The sequence below is a fragment of the Cytobacillus gottheilii genome (genome assembly GCF_900166665.1).
In the GTDB taxonomy this organism is placed as follows: domain Bacteria; phylum Bacillota; class Bacilli; order Bacillales; family Cytobacillaceae; genus Cytobacillus; species Cytobacillus gottheilii_A.
The window spans coordinates 3181889-3198521 of sequence record NZ_LT800494.1; the positions used below are offsets into that span (position 1 = coordinate 3181889).

General features: G+C 38.8%; 19 protein-coding genes. 4 read left to right on the forward strand and 15 right to left on the reverse strand.

The features are described 5' to 3' along the window. Nucleotides 1-398 precede the first annotated feature (398 nt). Nucleotides 399-1073, forward strand: coding sequence for a DUF421 domain-containing protein (locus tag B7E07_RS15625; RefSeq protein ID WP_080847076.1), 675 nt, complete (start codon nucleotides 399-401; stop codon nucleotides 1071-1073). A gap of 7 nt (nucleotides 1074-1080) precedes the next feature. On the opposite strand, the gene B7E07_RS15630 is transcribed toward B7E07_RS15625, so the two are convergent. After that, nucleotides 1081-1350 carry a hypothetical protein gene (locus tag B7E07_RS15630; RefSeq protein ID WP_080847082.1) on the reverse strand — a complete coding sequence of 90 codons (270 nt, stop codon included), beginning with the start codon at nucleotides 1348-1350 and terminating at the stop codon, nucleotides 1081-1083. A 147-nt stretch (nucleotides 1351-1497) separates the two neighbouring features. On the opposite strand from B7E07_RS15630, the gene B7E07_RS15635 reads away from it, so the two are divergent. Next, nucleotides 1498-3789: a UvrD-helicase domain-containing protein gene (locus B7E07_RS15635; protein WP_080847086.1), complete on the forward strand. Its 2292-nt coding sequence runs from the start codon at nucleotides 1498-1500 to the stop codon at nucleotides 3787-3789. A gap of 66 nt (nucleotides 3790-3855) precedes the next feature. On the opposite strand, the gene B7E07_RS15640 is transcribed toward B7E07_RS15635, so the two are convergent. From B7E07_RS15640 to B7E07_RS15670, 7 genes are all read right to left on the reverse strand, one after another. Continuing rightward, on the reverse strand, nucleotides 3856-4110 hold the full coding sequence (locus B7E07_RS15640; protein WP_080847089.1) for a sporulation-specific transcription regulator SpoVIF: 255 nt from the start codon (nucleotides 4108-4110) through the stop codon (nucleotides 3856-3858). Between the two features lie 127 nt (nucleotides 4111-4237). Continuing rightward, nucleotides 4238-4381 carry a YjcZ family sporulation protein gene (locus tag B7E07_RS15645; RefSeq protein ID WP_139785737.1) on the reverse strand — a complete coding sequence of 48 codons (144 nt, stop codon included), beginning with the start codon at nucleotides 4379-4381 and terminating at the stop codon, nucleotides 4238-4240. A gap of 110 nt (nucleotides 4382-4491) precedes the next feature. Then, a complete protein-coding gene (gene spoVAE / locus B7E07_RS15650) occupies nucleotides 4492-4848 on the reverse strand; it encodes a stage V sporulation protein AE (protein WP_066447449.1) in 357 nt (118 codons plus the stop codon). Nucleotides 4849-4863: 15 nt separating this feature from the next. Then, nucleotides 4864-5877: a stage V sporulation protein AD gene (gene spoVAD / locus B7E07_RS15655; protein ID WP_080847097.1), complete on the reverse strand. Its 1014-nt coding sequence runs from the start codon at nucleotides 5875-5877 to the stop codon at nucleotides 4864-4866. Next, the gene (gene spoVAC, locus B7E07_RS15660) at nucleotides 5877-6350 is read right to left on the reverse strand and encodes a stage V sporulation protein AC (RefSeq protein WP_080847102.1); all 474 of its coding nucleotides are present in this window, start codon (nucleotides 6348-6350) and stop codon (nucleotides 5877-5879) included. The genes spoVAD and spoVAC overlap by 1 nt, the downstream gene beginning before the upstream one ends. A 17-nt stretch (nucleotides 6351-6367) precedes the next feature. After that, entirely contained in the window at nucleotides 6368-6913 is a 546-nt protein-coding gene (locus B7E07_RS15665; RefSeq protein WP_257391467.1) for a sporulation protein, read from the reverse strand. A 316-nt stretch (nucleotides 6914-7229) separates the two neighbouring features. Further along, complete coding sequence (locus tag B7E07_RS15670; protein ID WP_080847112.1) at nucleotides 7230-7586, reverse strand: DUF1360 domain-containing protein; 357 nt, start codon at nucleotides 7584-7586, stop codon at nucleotides 7230-7232. Nucleotides 7587-7721: 135 nt separating this feature from the next. Between B7E07_RS15670 and B7E07_RS15675 the strand changes: the two genes are divergently transcribed. Then, entirely contained in the window at nucleotides 7722-8243 is a 522-nt protein-coding gene (locus B7E07_RS15675; RefSeq protein WP_080847115.1) for a CotY/CotZ family spore coat protein, read from the forward strand. Between the two features lie 223 nt (nucleotides 8244-8466). Here B7E07_RS15675 and B7E07_RS15680 read toward each other — a convergent pair whose 3' ends face one another. The 7 genes from B7E07_RS15680 to B7E07_RS15710 form a co-directional block, all read right to left on the reverse strand. Next, nucleotides 8467-8979: a CotO family spore coat protein gene (locus B7E07_RS15680; RefSeq protein ID WP_080847119.1), complete on the reverse strand. Its 513-nt coding sequence runs from the start codon at nucleotides 8977-8979 to the stop codon at nucleotides 8467-8469. Nucleotides 8980-9161: 182 nt separating this feature from the next. Further along, nucleotides 9162-9932 carry an enoyl-ACP reductase FabI gene (fabI, locus tag B7E07_RS15685; protein ID WP_080847123.1) on the reverse strand — a complete coding sequence of 257 codons (771 nt, stop codon included), beginning with the start codon at nucleotides 9930-9932 and terminating at the stop codon, nucleotides 9162-9164. Between the two features lie 312 nt (nucleotides 9933-10244). Next, on the reverse strand, nucleotides 10245-12095 hold the full coding sequence (locus tag B7E07_RS15690) for a monovalent cation:proton antiporter family protein (protein ID WP_080847127.1): 1851 nt from the start codon (nucleotides 12093-12095) through the stop codon (nucleotides 10245-10247). A gap of 446 nt (nucleotides 12096-12541) precedes the next feature. Then, on the reverse strand, nucleotides 12542-13450 hold the full coding sequence (locus B7E07_RS15695) for an RluA family pseudouridine synthase (RefSeq protein WP_080847130.1): 909 nt from the start codon (nucleotides 13448-13450) through the stop codon (nucleotides 12542-12544). Between the two features lie 23 nt (nucleotides 13451-13473). After that, on the reverse strand, nucleotides 13474-14268 hold the full coding sequence (locus B7E07_RS15700; protein ID WP_080849221.1) for an NAD kinase: 795 nt from the start codon (nucleotides 14266-14268) through the stop codon (nucleotides 13474-13476). 54 nt (nucleotides 14269-14322) lie between these two features. Continuing rightward, nucleotides 14323-14943: a GTP diphosphokinase gene (locus B7E07_RS15705; RefSeq protein WP_080847134.1), complete on the reverse strand. Its 621-nt coding sequence runs from the start codon at nucleotides 14941-14943 to the stop codon at nucleotides 14323-14325. Nucleotides 14944-15415: 472 nt separating this feature from the next. Then, a complete protein-coding gene (locus tag B7E07_RS15710; RefSeq protein WP_257391468.1) occupies nucleotides 15416-15808 on the reverse strand; it encodes a UPF0738 family protein in 393 nt (130 codons plus the stop codon). Between the two features lie 204 nt (nucleotides 15809-16012). On the opposite strand from B7E07_RS15710, the gene B7E07_RS15715 reads away from it, so the two are divergent. Next, the gene (locus tag B7E07_RS15715) at nucleotides 16013-16606 is read left to right on the forward strand and encodes a CYTH domain-containing protein (RefSeq protein WP_080847141.1); all 594 of its coding nucleotides are present in this window, start codon (nucleotides 16013-16015) and stop codon (nucleotides 16604-16606) included. Nucleotides 16607-16633: the final 27 nt, after the last annotated feature.

Sequence of the window (16633 nt, forward strand, 5' to 3'; positions counted from 1 at the left end):
TGGTTAGGAAGTCATCTTTCTAATCATTCGGTTTTTTTACGATTATAAAATGTATTTTATTAGCATGAGTGAAATGGAGCGGAGGACACTCGACTCCTGTGGGCAATAGAGGAAAAGCTCAGACCCCGCAGGAGCTTGCTCCGAGGAGGCTCAGCTGCCTCCCCACGGAAAGCGAGGGTCCGCAGCGCAGGTGGAACGGATTTGTTTAAATACCCAAACCAAGATATTGAAAGTTCAAGTTTTAGAAAGAATTTATTTCGTTTTGTCCCATCCCTCTTTTTTTGGCTTATCCCCTGCCTACCTTCTATTTAGCCGTGATGCCGCTTCTCTTGTATCTCTCATAAAAAATCTAAACACTTCACATAATAACTGTAAACTGAGGAAGGCGGTTATCATCTATGGAATATGTACATATATTGTTTGTCCTCTTAGTTGGATTTATCGCATTATTTATCATGGCAAAAATACTTGGAAAAACCCAAATCACGCAAATAACTCCATTTGATTTCATTTCGGGGATTGTATTAGGAGAACTTGTCGGGAATGCGCTATATGACGAAAATACAAGTATATGGCAAATGCTATATTCTGTAGGCATATGGACGATCCTCATTTTAACGACAGAATATATAACACAGAAACATAAAAGCACTCGCAAAATGCTTGAAGGTGAACCTTCTATTGTTATAAAAAAAGGAAAAATAGAATTTGACGTTTTGAAGAAAAACCATCTAGATTTAAATCAGCTGCAGCACTTGCTGCGCACAAAAGATATTTTTTCAGTCAGAGAATGTGAATATGCCATTTTAGAGACAGATGGTACTGTGAGTGTTTTGAAAAAACCGGCATTAGCCGTTCCAACGATAAGTGATTTTAAGATGACTTTGCCTTCTGTTGAAATACCAATCACTTTCATCTTAGACGGCGAAGTCATTTTCGATAACTTAGAGGAAGTAAAATGGGATTTAGAGAAGCTGAAAATGGAGGTTAAAAATGCCGGTGCAGCTTCTGTAAAAGATGTTCTAATCGCAGAATGGAGAAAAGGAGAAGGACTATATGTACAATTGTACTAGTCTTCTCCTATACTACTTCATTAAACAATCTGCCTTTGCCTGTTATCTCACTATATAGTCTTTCCACTTTTTCGTGCGGAACAGGATTTATACTTTTCTCACTTTTTGGAGTTAGAACTACTTCCTGCCTGCCTAAATTTTCATTGTCGTTAAAGGTTTCTAAATGGTTATGAACCCTCTCCACTCGCTGAAACCGAAACGGGTCAGGTTTTACTTTCAAATCACGTTCAGCATATTGCTGATATTGGGTATGATTAATTGGTAAGATATAGCCCATGACTCCAGCTCCTTTGCCTTTTATATATCACTACCCGCATCAGCAGAAATATAAACGATAGAAAGCCCCTTTGCATCTTGCCCATAATTCATATAGTATATTTTATGAATCTATTATTCATAGAATGAAAGAAAAGTTGGGTCTTAAATGAAAACTGCGCTATTTAATGAAAGAATCATACAAATTGAACAAATTGCCCGTGAAGAGCTGATGTCACTCTCCAATTATGCTAAGCAAGGACAAATGTCCTGTCCAGTCTGCGGAGAGAAGGTCAGATTATATTTAGGAATTTATAAACGGCCACATTTTTATCATTACAGTAACACAGCAAAGCAATGCGAAGATCAGCTCCAGGCTGCCTCAGCTACCGACGAGTCTGCAGCCTCAGTTGAAATTAATGGATTTACGCTTCCTCAATCACGCTCCATTACAGCTGATCGTTCTTCTGAGACAGGGTTTAAAGAAGCGTATGAAATTAAAACAGGAAATGAAATGCTCGAGCAGCCAAAGTCTGCGGCACACTCCAATGCCTTTCTTGAGCAGTTATCGAAAAACGGGACTGCTCTTGATCCAAAGCAAGCTGAAGCTGTTTGCTTTGATGAAGGTCCCCTGCTCGTTCTGGCTGGTGCTGGAAGCGGGAAGACAAGAGTTTTAACCGCCAGGGCAGCCTACTTGATTCAGGAAAAACAGGTTAAGCCTAATCAGCTGATGCTTGTCACCTTTACAAGCAAAGCAGCGGCTGAAATGAAAGCAAGACTGCTGACTTTCCCAAGTATGAACAAAAGCTCAATTGGGCAGATGGTGACCGGTACCTTTCACAGTATTTTTTTCCGTATTCTCAGCTTTCATGAACGTGACATTTGGTCAGGCGATTCCCTGCTTGCAAAAGAATGGCAAAAAGAACAAATCTTGAAGATGGCTGGCCGGGAAATGAATTTGGATGAAAAGGATTTTTCCTATGATTTAGCTATCCAGCAAATAAGCTACTGGAAAAATTCATTGCAGACACCTCAATCCGCTTCTGCAGAAAACGATTGGGAAAAAACAGTGAAGGACCTTTTTACAAAATATGAGCAATACAAGGCAGAAAAACAGTTGTTTGATTTTGATGATATGCTGACAGGCTGTTACCGGCTTTTTACCGAAAACCCTGATCTGGCACAGAGATACCAAGAACGATTTCATCATATACTCATTGACGAATTTCAGGACATTAATACAGTTCAATATGAGCTCATCAAAATCCTATCCGCCAAACATAAAAATGTATTTGCAGTTGGAGATGATGATCAATCCATTTATGCGTTTAGAGGCAGCAGTCCGCATTTTCTGCTTCACTTTGAAAAAGACTATCCACAGGCAAATGTCATCTCGTTAAGTCAAAATTATCGCTCCAGTCATGAGGTTGTTAGTACCGCAAATGAAGTCATTAAGCTAAATAAAGAACGTCGCCTTAAAACGATGCATGCACAGTATAAAAGCCTCGTCGCTCCCATTGCGTTCTTTCCATATGATGAGGAAGAAGAAGCAGCCATGATTTTAACTGACATTAGTGAGAAGCTTGAAGGACCTTTTAAGCCAGAGGATATTGCCATCCTGTACCGGACACATGCCGGCAGCAGGGCAATTTTTGAGAAGCTGGCATACTCAAGCTTTCCGTTTAAAATTGATCAGGATGCAGAATCGTTTTACGATAAATTTATTATTAAGAGCATGCTTGGATTTTTAAAACTATCCATTGATGAAGAAGACCAGGAAGCAGTAAAACTGGTCTTGCCAGCATTATTTATGAAAAACCAGATCCTTCAAGATATGAAGGCTAATAGCATATTAAATGATATGACTTTGCTTGAATGTTTTGCACATGTGAAAACGGGCTTTTCCTTTCAGGAAGCTAAACTAAAAAAAGTTGTGCCCGTTATTCGTTCCTTAAAAGGACTTTCACCACTGCGAGCTATTGAAATAGTAGAAAAAGAATTAGGATACAGTGATTTTATAAAAAAGCGGGGCAATGAAGGCAATAAGCTTGAAAAAGGATCCGATGATCTAAAGGATCTAAAAGTAGCAGCCAAACGCTTCAAGCATATGTCAGAATTTCTCGAGCATGCAGACCATATGAGGGCAATGAATAAAGAAATTAAGAAGCAAAATCGATCTCTTGAAAACGCGATTACACTCAGTACCATTCACCGCTCCAAAGGATTGGAATATAAAGCTGTGTATATTTTAGGAGCTGTTGATGGCTCCTTGCCGCATGATCATGCATTAGAAGCATACCGAAGCGGAGATTCCCTGCCGCTCGAAGAAGAACGGCGGCTCCTGTATGTCGCCATGACAAGGGCGCAAAGCGGCTTAGCCATATCGGTTCCGCAAAATCGGCGAGGAAAAAGAGCTAATACTTCACGGTTCTTGACTTCATTACTTAAGAAGTCCCGCTAAACAACTGTTATTATAAAAAAACAGCTAGGATGCCGATCCAACAGGCCCTAGCTGTTTTACTATGGATTATTTTTTATTCATCATTTTACTGATTGTATTAAAATCAAGCTGCTTGCCGTCTGCCACAATTGATTTCACAATTTTGTCTTCTGTTTCTTTGGATACAGGCTTATTTGCGATTTGAGAAACTCTTCTAATCACACTTCTTACTGTATTTTCGTCTTTGAAATTTGCATTTTGCAATGAACCAGCAAGGTCAAGTACATCCTTCATATTAACGCCAGTTTTCTTTTCAATATTTTTAAAGAAATGATTATCCATTCTTACTATTCACGCTCCTTCTTAAACTACTTTATATAGTATGAAGATAGAGCCAAAAGGTGTATGGTGCTGTAAAAATTATAAGGCAAATGCCTGTAACAGCATTTGCCTTACCTTTTTTATTTCATTAGAAGCTAGCACCAACAATAATTAGAAGGATAAACAACACAACGATTAGAACAAAAGTGCTGCCGGAGCCGCCGCCATAGCCGCCACCGTATCCTCCGCCGTAGCCATAGCCGCCACCGCAAAATCCGTAACCCATCAATATCACCTCACATTGTTTGTTCTCTACAACGTATGTAAAACAACTATGAAGTGTATAGGCAAGCTACTAATTAATCAGGAAGTTTTTTTATTCCGGCTTGGAAATTAGGCCAGTTACCCTTTGGGTTTAAAGAGCAAAGCCCCGATAAACCCAAAGACAATCGCAGCCGAAATACCAGAGCTTGTAACCTCAAACATGCCCGTTAAGACACCAACTAATCCATGCTGTTCTGCTTCCTGCATAGCTCCATGAACAAGTGAATTCCCAAAGCTTGTAATCGGAATCGTTGCACCTGCCCCAGCAAAGTCTGCCAGTGGTTCGTATAATCCCAGGCCGTCAAGTACTGCTCCAATTACTACAAATAGGCTTAATGTATGGCCAGGTGTCAGCTTAAATATATCAAAGCAAATTTGACCAGCGACACAAATGAGTCCTCCAACTACAAAAGCCCAAAAAAACATTGGCAGCATACCCATATCTCCTTTCTAATTCATCTCGATTGATACTGCATGTGCAATACACGGAATACTTTCATTCTGCTGAAACGTCAATGGAGATAATAAAGCACCCGTTGCAACAACTAATATTTTTTTATATGTGCCTTTTTTCATTTCGTTCAGAAGATGGCCGTAGAGCACGGTCGCAGAACAGCCCGCACCGCTTCCTCCTGATTGAAATGGCTGACCCTCTTTATAGATAAGCAGCCCGCAATCCTGAAATTTATCTCGTTCTAGTGTAATTCCTTTTTTAGAAAGAAGATCAAACGTTGTTTCTTGTCCAATTTTCCCCAGGTCTCCTGTTACGATGAGATCATAATAGGATGGATCAATTTGTAAGTCTTCAAAATGTGCAGAGATGGTATCAGCAGCTGCAGGAGCCATAGCGCCGCCCATATTAAAAGGATCTGTCATACCAAGATCCACTACCTTCCCGATGGTGGCGGAAGTCGTAACTGGGACACCCGTTTCACCTTGATTAGCTTTGAGAACCCCAACACCAGCTCCTGTAATGGTCCATTGCGCAGTAGGAGGTTTTTGTCCGCCATATTCCGTTGGATAACGAAATTGCTTTTCAACTGCTGCATTATGACTGGAAGCCCCTGTCAGGATATGATTTGCACCATTATAATTAATAATAAAGGAAGAAAGTGCTAATCCCTCCATTGATGTCGAACATGCTCCAAAGATGCCCATATAGGGAATACTGAGCGTCCTTGCCCCCAAGCTTGTTGGTGTAATTTGATTAATTAGATCGCCAGCAATCATAAATTGAATATCACTTGTCTGCAGATTTACTTTTTGAATGGCCGTTTGACTCGCTTCCTCCAGCAGGATGCGATGTGCTTTCTCATAAGAATCCTGTCCCATCCAAAGGTCTTCATGGAGGATATCAAAATCGCCTGCTAATTTGCCATTCGCTTCAAAAGGACCGCCTGAGACCCCAGTTGCAGCAATAACAGGGCGATTCTCAAAAACCCAAGATTGTTTACCCTTCAGCATTAGATCACACCCCAGCGAATTAATATGGTCTTAATTAACGCAATCACAAATGCCGAGAAGACTCCAAATAATAATACCGAGCCTGCCAATTTAAACATATTGCCGCCAACACCCAAAACAAAACCTTCTGTGCGATGTTCAATGGATGCAGAAATGACGGCATTCCCAAATCCAGTTACCGGAACTGCACTTCCCGCCCCTGCATATTGACCGATTCGATCATAAACGCCAAACCCAGTCAGGAGCATAGCTATAAAGACCATCGTGGCAACAGTGGGATTACCAGAGGTCTGCTCTGTAAAATTAAAAAAGTATATATAGAATAAAGAGATTGCTTGACCGACAATGCAAAATAACCCACCTACCCAAAAAGCCCGCAGGCAGTTTTTTAGCACGGGCCGCTTCGTTTCATGCTGCTGCTCAAGCTGCTGATAGTTTTTTTGCTCTGGTGTCTTTTGCGCTTTTTTTCCCATGAAATCAGCTCCCTTTATTAAGTCATTTCTTTTTTCAGCTTAATAATTTTATCAAACTTCTTTTGCGCTTTTTCTTCACTGTATTGCTTGTCACCTTCCATTTTGTCATGCAATTCGACAGCTTCAAGAAAAATCTTATAATCACTCGAGACAATAAAGTCTTCATCCGGGTAATCTTCCTCAAGCATTTTATTTAATTTCTTTTCAATCCCCTTCATATGAAAGCGCTGCAGATGCTTCACTTTGTAGGCAACAAGAATTTCTTTTTCTCCTTTAATAACAGCTACATCAAATAGCTCCTCCATGCTTTCAACGTCTTCCTTTACTTTATTGAGCATGTCCATGTCCTTGTTTTCACCGCTGCCTATTATGGCTGGAGTAGGATGAATTTCCTTTATTAAAGACATCGTTGCGTTTTGTGAATCATGATGGCTGCATCCGCTCATGATTAATAAGAAGAAACTAAATAAGATAATTTTTTTCATAAGCGATTCCTTTCCTAAGTAAGTATCATAACTATATTGTTTCGGATAAGAATATAAATTATGACAAAAAATGTTCATCCTATTATTGGCATTCTCAGCTATTTAGAGAAAAAACAGCCACGCTTGCTTGCCATTAGGAGACATCTAACCTTGCAAAAAAAACGCATGAAAAAAGCCAGCTTTCTCAGCTGGCTTTTCTTATCCTTAGTATTTCTTTGTCTTTTTCCCGCAGCCGCAGCCTTTTTTCTTCTTGGGCTGCTGCTGTGCTGGTGCTACTTTAACGGGTTCTGCTGTTTTTTTGAACATATCAATGCCCCCTAAAAGATTAAATTGTTCCTGCTGTTAGTTTATGTGCACATGCTTTCTATTGTGTGAAGTAAATGCCTAACTGCTGTTAGTCTTCCAGCCATTTTTGCACAAGCACTTCAATTATGGATGCCAAACCGGCTACTGCGAGCACTAAAAGAATTGGAAAAGCAATATTGTAATAAACAAAATATAAGCAGCAGATAAAAATGGCACACCAAACCCCCGTACACCAATGACAGCTTAAAAGTTGGCCAAAGAAACCTTTAATCCCTCTGTTTTTTGCAACTAAGTATGTTTCCTTTTGTCCAGTTTCATCCACTTCCTCTACTTCATCAAAAAAAGGTGCTCGGATAAATTGTGTAATCTGATCGTAGACCAATAACCTCGTAAGACGAAAGCTAGCCAACACAATAATGAATAACTCCAGCCAAGTCAATTCCATGACAAATCCCCTTTTTTAAAAATATAAAAAAAGCGCCTATTTTTCCCATAACAAGGCATTTGCCCGTGTCCTAAAGGGCTGCCCTGCAATATGTTATTAATGTAGATCACAAGAAATATAAAGGAGGAAACAAATATGGGTTGTGGAAAGAAAGACGACTTCAAAGGCCAAAGCTGTGTATGTGAAGTAGTTCGCGCTATTAAAGATATTCAAGATAATGCAGAAGATACGTGCGAATGCCCTTCCAACTGTTTCTTAGAGCCTCTTGGAGCAATTTCACCAAGTAATCATAAAAAGAGAAAAAGTCCTGATACTCGCGTATTCGTATTAAAAACGGCTGATGGGTCACCATTCCATGCGTTCTTTACTAACAGAAGTGATTGTGCTTGCGTTTCAATCTTCTTCCGTGTAGAGGATGTATTCGATAACTGCTGTGCTGTACTTCGAGTACTTGAGCCTGTTTCAGAATGCGAAGGGCAAGGCGGCAGACCAAACTTCGAAACAGTAGACATCGTTGATGATTGCTGCATCGACTTGAAAAAGGTTTGCAAAGTTGATGGCTTCCGCAGTACAGATGATTGCATTACAGTTGACCTTAGCTGCTTCTGTGCAGTTCAATGTATCGCTGACGTAGATCTTGATGTTTGCGAAGACTAAGAAATTTAGTTTGAAAGCCAGCCGGCTTTAACGGCTGGCTTTTTTCACTTGAACGAATCCAAGAAACGGACATTTTAAAAATTGCAAACTTGCAGATGGCCTGCTTTTGATCTCCAGGTTAAAGAATTGCAAAAGCAAAAAAGTAAAAGGAGATGCTTTCTTATTAAGCATCTGCGTTAGCTTTACTTTTTTGCCGATTGCATAGATAAGATTAAACTGGATTCTATCTTAATCCAATCATTTTTACAGAAATCAAATCACGGATATCCAGTGTTTCTACATTATTATTAAATGTTTTCACATCAATAACAAAATCAGTTTTATTAACCAAAAAACCTTTCACAGAAGAATCGGTACTTTCAAATATACAAGCCACTGGCGGCAGCTGCTTCGGAAAATGATCTAAATAGTGCAGTCTTTCCAAAACGGTCATTTCTTTAAAGCTTTTTAATCTTGTAAAGGAAGACTTCCTTTCTTTTGAAAATGGGTTAGATTGAACAGATTGCTGCTCATCGTATTCTTCAATGACGTCTTGTTTGTTTTCGATTGAAGCCACTACTTCCTCTGTTCGCTTTTCTTCTTTAAATGTGTCAACTTTTGCAGTTACTTCAGGCTGCACTTCCTCTTCCACTTTTGTTTTCTTTGATGAGAAAACACTTTGCATATTTACTTCTGGATAGTGAATATTCGGCTGATTGATATATAGAAGCGGTTCCTTTTTTTCTTTAGCAAGCATAAACTACTTCCCTCCTTCTTTCACTCATTCATCGTATTATATGTATGCACAAACTAGGCGTTCTTTTCCAGATAAAAAATTCTTAACGAAAGAGTGTCTGATTAAGCTTGCATATTAATTTTCTGCTTAAAGAAATGCAAAAAAAAACCTATGCACGTATTCTGCATAAGTTTAAGATGTTGTTATAAAATGTGGAAACCAGAATCAACATGAATGTTTTCTCCTGTGATCCCTCTCGCCAAATCACTGAATAAAAACAAGGCTGTATCGCCGACTTCTTCTGGTGTAGTCGTTCTGCGTAATGGCGCTTTTTCTTCAATTTCTTTTAAAATGGAATTGAAATCACTTACTCCTTTTGCAGAAAGAGTTCGGATTGGACCAGCTGAAATGGAATTAACACGAATACCATTAACTCCAAGGTCGGATGCTAAATATTTGACGCTAGCATCTAGAGAAGCTTTTGCTACCCCCATTACATTGTAGTTCTTAATCGCACGCTCTCCGCCCAGGTAAGTTAAGGTTACGATGCTGCCGCCTTCTGTCATAAGCTCTCTCGCTTCTTTAGCTACAGCTGTTAATGAGTAGGAGCTAATATTATGTGCAAGCAAAAAGCCCTCACGTGTCGTATTCATATACTCCCCTTGCAGCTCCTCTTTGTTTGCAAAAGCGATACAATGAGCAACTCCATGAATATTTCCAGCAGCTTCCTTAATTTCAGCAAAGCATTTTTTGATATCCTCATCACTTGTCACATCACAAGGCAAAACAAGTGAATCTGCTCCTTCTAATGATTCCGCCAGATCACGCACGCTCTTTTCCAGACGTTCGCCTGCATATGTAAAAATTAATTTTGCTCCAGCATCATGCAAAGATTTTGCAATTCCCCAAGCAATACTGCGCTTATTGGCTACTCCCATTACAACATACGTTTTATCTTTTAAAGAAATTGTCAAATTAAACAGCCTCCATTACTAATACATGTTATTAATACCTAGTCCTAATTTTACATGAAGTATGATAAAAAGAAAAGGGCAAAAGGATTATTCGCTTTGAATGTTGGATAAAGAAGCTGGGACAAAACTTGATGCCACTATTTAATAAGACAAATTTATTAAGTTCTTCGTTCCAATACACTGCGGACATTCCAACAATAAAGATTTTATAGGTAAAAAAATACCCGAACCATAGAATGATATTCAAAAGAAAATATCTGCTAATGGTTCGGGCTTATTCAAATCTAATATCCTTTTTTCAGGTCTCTTTTTCTACACAAGCTCCAGCTCACGTTTGAGTTCATCTACATATTCTTTAGATCCTGTAATGATCAATCTGTCATTCAGATGCAGTTCTGTATCTCCATGAGGGACAATGGCATCTTTTCCTCTTAGGATTCTGACGAAGATCACATCACCCGTAAACGGAAATGTACGCAGCAGCATGCCGTCAAAATGAGGATTCAGTAAGCGAACTTCGTATAGTGCTGTTTCCTGGTTCGTTAAGATATTGATAACACCAGGAGATTCAATCAGTGAACGAAGAAGCGTTTTTGTAGAAAGAATGGTTGAAAATACCTCAACTTCCTTGTAACGCAATAAATCTTCCATCTGTGGACTCTCTGTTCGTGCAATGACACGATTAACACCTTTTTCCTTAAGTCCAGTGGCTAACTCTACGTTAATTTTTTCATCACCAGTGGAAATAACAATAATATCTGATTCCATAATATCTGTTTGTTCTAATGAATCCATTGAGAAGTTCGGAATTTCACGAATATTAAACACTGAGTCAGCAATTTGCTTTTCAGCTTTTTCTTGTTTTTTATGATACAAGCTTGTTTCATATAAACCAGATTCCAGTTCTCTTGAAACAGGCATTGTCAGCTGATTGGCACCAACAAATGCTACCTTTAATTTTTTCTCTTTTTCAGTATCTACTGGGAATACCTTTTTAAAGACGATTGGTGTGAATATACTCGTAATTACGGCAACCAGTATAAGAGTCCCTGACATTTCTGCAGTAATTACACCCATGCGCTCTCCAATGGTCGCTGCTGCAATCACAAGCGAAAGCGTTGACGTTAAAAGAAAACCGGATGCAATGACTGTTTTGATGTCATACCATTTTCTTAAATACAAAATCGGTATCAGCTTTGACAGCAGCAAAGCAATCAGCAATAACGGGATAAGCAGTAACATTTTCTTATCACTGAATAACGCCCAAATATCAAGATCTACCCCAACCATAACAAAGAAGATCGGGATAAGAAAACCATAGCCAAATGAGTCAAGCTTATGAACCAATTCTTGATTTGGAGATAGAAGTGACACAAGCACTCCTGCTAAAAATGCACCTAATATATTCTCTGCTCCGACTGTTTCAGATAGAGCAACAAGGAAAATAATCAATGCAAACACCGCTCTTGTGCCAATCTGTACAGTTCCCGTTGATAAAGATTCAATAAAGCTACGATTTTTAAAGCGGCTTCCGATGAAGTATAAGACTACTCCTGCTGCAAATAAAACAAGAAGCAGCCAAGTGTTTCCATCACCGCCGTCATTGACGGAAACAAATACAGCTAACAAAATCATCGTAACTAAATCGGCAATAACTGCAACTAATAAAATAATCTGGCCAATCCCCGATTTCATTATATGTGCTTCTTTCAATGTAGGTACAACTACACCTAATGAAATGGTTGAAATGATGAGTGTCATTAAAAAGGCATTATCAATAAATCCAGCTAAAACAAATAAATACGATAAACCTAATGAAACAACAAAAATCCCGATAAACACGATCGAAGCGACCGAAAAGGCATTGGGTTCAAGCTTACCGCTAGGCAGCTTCTCTCTTTTTTTCTTGGTGGAAAACGCACTGAAATCTATTTCAAGTCCACTTAGAAACATTAAAAATATGAAACCAAGTGTTGATAACGTTTCTAGCCACATATCCTCCTGTACAATATTAAATCCACTTTTACCGATAATAAGTCCCATTAATATTTCTGCAACTACTACCGGAAGCACATTAAATTTTAGACGATGCAAAATAATCGGTGTTAAAAATGCAACGATAATAACAATTACTAATGATGCAACAGACGCACCGTGTTCCATAAAATCCCTCCCTTTATTCAAACAGCTTTTTAGCCATGAATCTTTGTAAGCAAAATGTACACGCCAATCTTAACAATGATAGCGCATTCAGTGCCAGTGAAAAGTTCCAAAAATGAAAGAAACCTTCATTTTCTTATACGAATATAGAAGCGTTACCAAATAAAAACAGTTTTGTCCAATACTAATGAATAAATATAAGCATATATTACCCCTATTATTCGAATACATGAGAAAGAAACTGGAACATAATTTTGATGGTTATTGCAAAATAATGAAAGCTGTTAAAACAAGCGCGTTTTATCATAATCCTTTCTTTATTTCACTCATCTTTAAAAATAATATATACAAAAAAACCGAATGATTAGAATTACTCCACCTAATCATTCGGAAACAGTTGAATTGTGAATTGTATCATACAGCATTTCAAGATTGCACCTGGGAAACTGCTAGAATTGCCTCTTTGAACCATGAAGCAGAATTCTTTTTATATCATCTGGCAATGAGGATGAAAACGAAAGAATCCGATCCTCAAACGGATGGTAAAAGGTCAGGTGAGAGCAGTGCAGTGCCTGCCGGTCCATTTTTTCCATTCCGCCTCCATATAAATCATCTCCTAAAAGCGGATGGCCCAGAAAGGATAAATGAACTCTTATCTGATGAGTTCTTCCGGTATCTAACATGAGCTGAACATGTGAAAACTCTTTATACCTTGTTTTAATTGTATAACGAGTGCGTGCAAAGGCACCGTCACTTCGAACTTCCCGTTCAATAATACTATCCGCTTTTCTGCCTATCGGCTCTTCAATGATGCCCTGATCTTCTAAAAAGACACCCTCTGCTAACGCTTCATAAGTTCGCTTAATTTCATGCTTCTTTTGCTGCTTGCTTAATAGATGATGAACATGACTGTGTTTAGCAATCAGAACAAGCCCTGAAGTATCTCGGTCGAGTCTTGTTACAATATGGACAGTTGATTGTAAACCTATATTCTTATAATGGCCTACAATGGCATTAGCCAAGCTTCCATCTGGATGTTCACGCGAAGGGATTGTACTCATGCCTGCCTTTTTGTCTACGACCATGACATAAGAATCCTCAGAAACAATCGAGAAAGGGATGTTTTGACAGATTAGCCCGTCGCTCGGTGCCTCTGCTGGAAAAACAATTCTCACAATATCCTGTTCCTTTAAAATATAACGGACAGTTTCAATGACTTCATTGACAAAAATAGAGCCTCCGCCAAATTTTATTTGTGTAAGAGCTGTTTTTGAAATACCCTCTTCTCTAAGAAATTGTTTCAGCAGCTTGCCGTTGCTGTCCTTTTCAACTGTCCAACTTAATTCAAATGATGCCACAGTCTTGCCTCTATTCTTCTATTTTAATCAGCTACAAAGGAGTCATGAACTCGTTTCCAGAATGGAAATGGTCTAAAACGAGCAAACCGCACTCGTTCCTCTGCGACTCGGAATTGAATTGATTTTACATCTTTGTGCAATAAGGACAGATGGTCAATCGTTATCTTAAAATCTTGTTCATTCACTGGCTTTAGCATGCACGTATGGTGAGCAGGTAAAACGAGTGGTGAACCAACCGTACGGAACACTTTATTGTTAATAGACGCCATTTCCGCAAGCTGAATGGCCGGCAGAGAGGGGTGCAAAATTGCCCCGCCAAGTGCCTTATTGTAGGCAGTGCTTCCTGAAGGAGTTGATAAACAAAGTCCATCTCCTCTGAACCTTTCGAAATGCTGACCTCGTATTTCTACGTCCATGACGAGAGTTGCGTCATCAGCTTTAACCGTTGATTCGTTTAAAGCCAGATACCTTGTTTCTCTGCCGCCATTCTGATACCTTACAACTGTTTCCAGCAGAGGATATTCCACGATTTCATACGGTGTCTTCGCGATCGCAATGACTAGCTTCTCAATTTCCTCAGGAACCCAATCAGCATAAAAACCCAAATGTCCAGTATGTACACCAATAAACGCTGTCCGGTCAAGCCTGCTGCTATATCGGTGGAAGGCATATAATAAAGTTCCATCTCCCCCTACCGAAATAACAATATCTGGCTCTTCTTCATCATAAATTAGTTCGAAGTCTAGTAAATAAGATTTCATTTTATGCATAAGGGTATTCGATTCAGAATTCCCTTTAGAAGTAATGGCAAATCTCATCGTCATTCATTAGCACCTCTTTTCCATTCATTTGAGGGTCATACTGTATTTCTTTTACTGTTTCTTTTTATTCCGAGTAAAGAATGCTTGCGCTTCTTGTATCTCACCTCTAATTGCCGACATCTCTTCATCTAAGCGAAAAGCAGCCTCTGATGCTCTTTGCAGCCTCATTTTTAAATCATTTGGAAATTGCCCTTTATATTTATAATTCAATGAATGCTCGACAGTTGCCCAAAAGTTCATAGCAAGCGTTCTGATTTGAATCTCGGCTAATATTTTCTTTTCACCTTGAATTGTTTGCACAGGATAAGATATAACAACATGATAGGAACGATATCCGCTTGCCTTTTTGTGTGAAATATAGTCGCGTTCTTCTACAATCTCAAAATCATTTCGAAGCCTTAACAATTCCACCACTTTTCTTATATCATCTACAAACTGGCACATCATCCTTAAGCCAGCAATATCCTGCATGTCTGATTCAAGGCGATCCAGCGGTATTCCCTTTTGATTTGCTTTATCTAATATGCTTGCAATGGGCTTTACCCTTCCCGTTACAAATTCAATCGGGGAATGAACAGAATTCATCTCGAATTGACTTCTCATTCCTTTAAGCTTTACTTTTAACTCATCCACGGCTTGCTTATATGGAGCCAAAAAAAGATCCCAATGCATAAATACCACCCTTTAAGAAAAGCGTAAGCGCCTTGCTCAGCCCCGACAAGCATAAGGCGAGCTGGCTAGAAGGTTGTTCTTTAACCTTCTGGACAGATTGACTTATGACCTCGAGGGGCTAGGCGCTGAAGCTAGACATTAAGAAAAGCGTAAGCGCCTTGCTCAGCCCCGACAAGCATAAGGCGAGCTGGCTAGAAGGTTGTTCTTTAACCTTCTGGACAGATTGACTTATGACCTCGAGGGGCTAGGCGCTGAAGCTAGACATTAAGAAAAGCGTAAGGCGCTTGCTCAGGGGCGACAAGCATAAGACAAACCAGGCGGAAGGTTGTTCTTTAACCTTTTGACTGGATTGGCTTATGACCTCGAGCCCCTAGCGCCTGAAGCTAGACATTAAGAAAAGCGTAAGCGCCTTGGCTATAACGGCTTTTAACGCCTTACTCTAGACATCAAGAAAAATATAAAATAAAATTCCTTATTTTTGTACCATTTCTTGAAAAATGCTTTCAACCTTTTCTACCATGTGTTCACCGTAATTACTGTTGCCGCTAATATTTTCGACAAGGTAGGAAAGCTCATCATGGAATGCAGGTAAAATTAACTCTGAATTGCCGTTTGTCAACTTTACAATTGCATTAGCTTGATTTGCATCCCTTAAGTACCTCCACAAATGCTCTGGCAGTATTAAATATGTATAATCATCATTCACTTCCAATATGTAAACAAAAGCCAAGTGATCAGAATCAACCAACATCTGCTCCATTGGCTTTATGCTGGCAGTGTTATATCCTTGTTCAAGTGATAAAATAAGTTCATTATCTTTTTCTTGGAAAATTGCGTTTGTAACAGTCAATTTATTATTCATCATCCTACCTCCAGACTCAAACCTTATTTTATCATATCATCCATAAAAAACTAAAGAAAACTTGCCAATTGGTTAAGCCTAAAAGGCGAGCCACTAGGCTTAGCTGTAATTTCTCATAGATAAAACATAGCATTTTGGCGCATCATTGCAGTTTCCGTTTATGATTGCCATAATAATGAATAATAGCATTGAAAGGAACTGAAAAATATGGATAAACATATAGAAATTGAATTTAAAAATATGCTGACTAAAAGTGAATTTGAATTACTAAAGGAATCTTTGAAGTTTAATGCAGAAGATTTTAAGTCACAAACAAATTATTATTTTGACACACCTGATTTCCAGTTGAAGAAGAAACACAGTGCCTTAAGAATCCGTGAGAAAAATGGATATTATGAACTTACACTGAAACAGCCGCATGAACACGGTTTATTAGAATCAAATGATACTTTAACTGCAGAAACGGCACAAAAAGCAATACATGCAAAAAATTTAAATCAGAAGGAACTATTGCAGCATGAAATCCTTTCAATTATTAACGATAATGGAATTGCTATAGAAGATTTAACCCTTTTTGGTTCTTTAAAAACCATCAGAGCAGAAAAAAAATACAAAGACGGATTGCTTGTACTGGACAATAGTTACTATTTAAATGAAGTAGATTATGAGTTAGAATATGAAGTAAGCGATCGGGCAAATGGCGAAGTGATTTTCGGAGACCTACTTGCTGAATATCGCATTCCAATAAGAAAAACTGAAAATAAAGTAAGACGTTTATATAATAGAAAGTCTAGCTTATAGCATTTTGATTAACAAACCTTCTAGCAA

Bases quoted from the DNA above. Each gene is read 5' to 3' on its own strand.
- B7E07_RS15625 (WP_080847076.1), top strand. From the start codon at position 399: ATGGAATATGTACATATATTGTTTGTCCTCTTAGTTGGATTTATCGCA.
- B7E07_RS15630 (WP_080847082.1), bottom strand. From the start codon at position 1,350: ATGGGCTATATCTTACCAATTAATCATACCCAATATCAGCAATATGCT.
- B7E07_RS15635 (WP_080847086.1), top strand. From the start codon at position 1,498: ATGAAAACTGCGCTATTTAATGAAAGAATCATACAAATTGAACAAATT.
- B7E07_RS15640 (WP_080847089.1), bottom strand. From the start codon at position 4,110: ATGGATAATCATTTCTTTAAAAATATTGAAAAGAAAACTGGCGTTAAT.
- spoVAE (WP_066447449.1), bottom strand. From the start codon at position 4,848: ATGCTGCCAATGTTTTTTTGGGCTTTTGTAGTTGGAGGACTCATTTGT.
- spoVAD (WP_080847097.1), bottom strand. From the start codon at position 5,877: ATGCTGAAGGGTAAACAATCTTGGGTTTTTGAGAATCGCCCTGTTATT.
- spoVAC (WP_080847102.1), bottom strand. From the start codon at position 6,350: ATGGGAAAAAAAGCGCAAAAGACACCAGAGCAAAAAAACTATCAGCAG.
- B7E07_RS15665 (WP_257391467.1), bottom strand. From the start codon at position 6,913: ATGAACATTTTTTGTCATAATTTATATTCTTATCCGAAACAATATAGT.
- B7E07_RS15670 (WP_080847112.1), bottom strand. From the start codon at position 7,586: ATGGAATTGACTTGGCTGGAGTTATTCATTATTGTGTTGGCTAGCTTT.
- B7E07_RS15675 (WP_080847115.1), top strand. From the start codon at position 7,722: ATGGGTTGTGGAAAGAAAGACGACTTCAAAGGCCAAAGCTGTGTATGT.
- B7E07_RS15680 (WP_080847119.1), bottom strand. From the start codon at position 8,979: ATGCTTGCTAAAGAAAAAAAGGAACCGCTTCTATATATCAATCAGCCG.
- B7E07_RS15690 (WP_080847127.1), bottom strand. From the start codon at position 12,095: ATGGAACACGGTGCGTCTGTTGCATCATTAGTAATTGTTATTATCGTT.
- B7E07_RS15700 (WP_080849221.1), bottom strand. From the start codon at position 14,268: ATGAGATTTGCCATTACTTCTAAAGGGAATTCTGAATCGAATACCCTT.
- B7E07_RS15705 (WP_080847134.1), bottom strand. From the start codon at position 14,943: ATGCATTGGGATCTTTTTTTGGCTCCATATAAGCAAGCCGTGGATGAG.
- B7E07_RS15710 (WP_257391468.1), bottom strand. From the start codon at position 15,808: ATGATGAATAATAAATTGACTGTTACAAACGCAATTTTCCAAGAAAAA.
- B7E07_RS15715 (WP_080847141.1), top strand. From the start codon at position 16,013: ATGGATAAACATATAGAAATTGAATTTAAAAATATGCTGACTAAAAGT.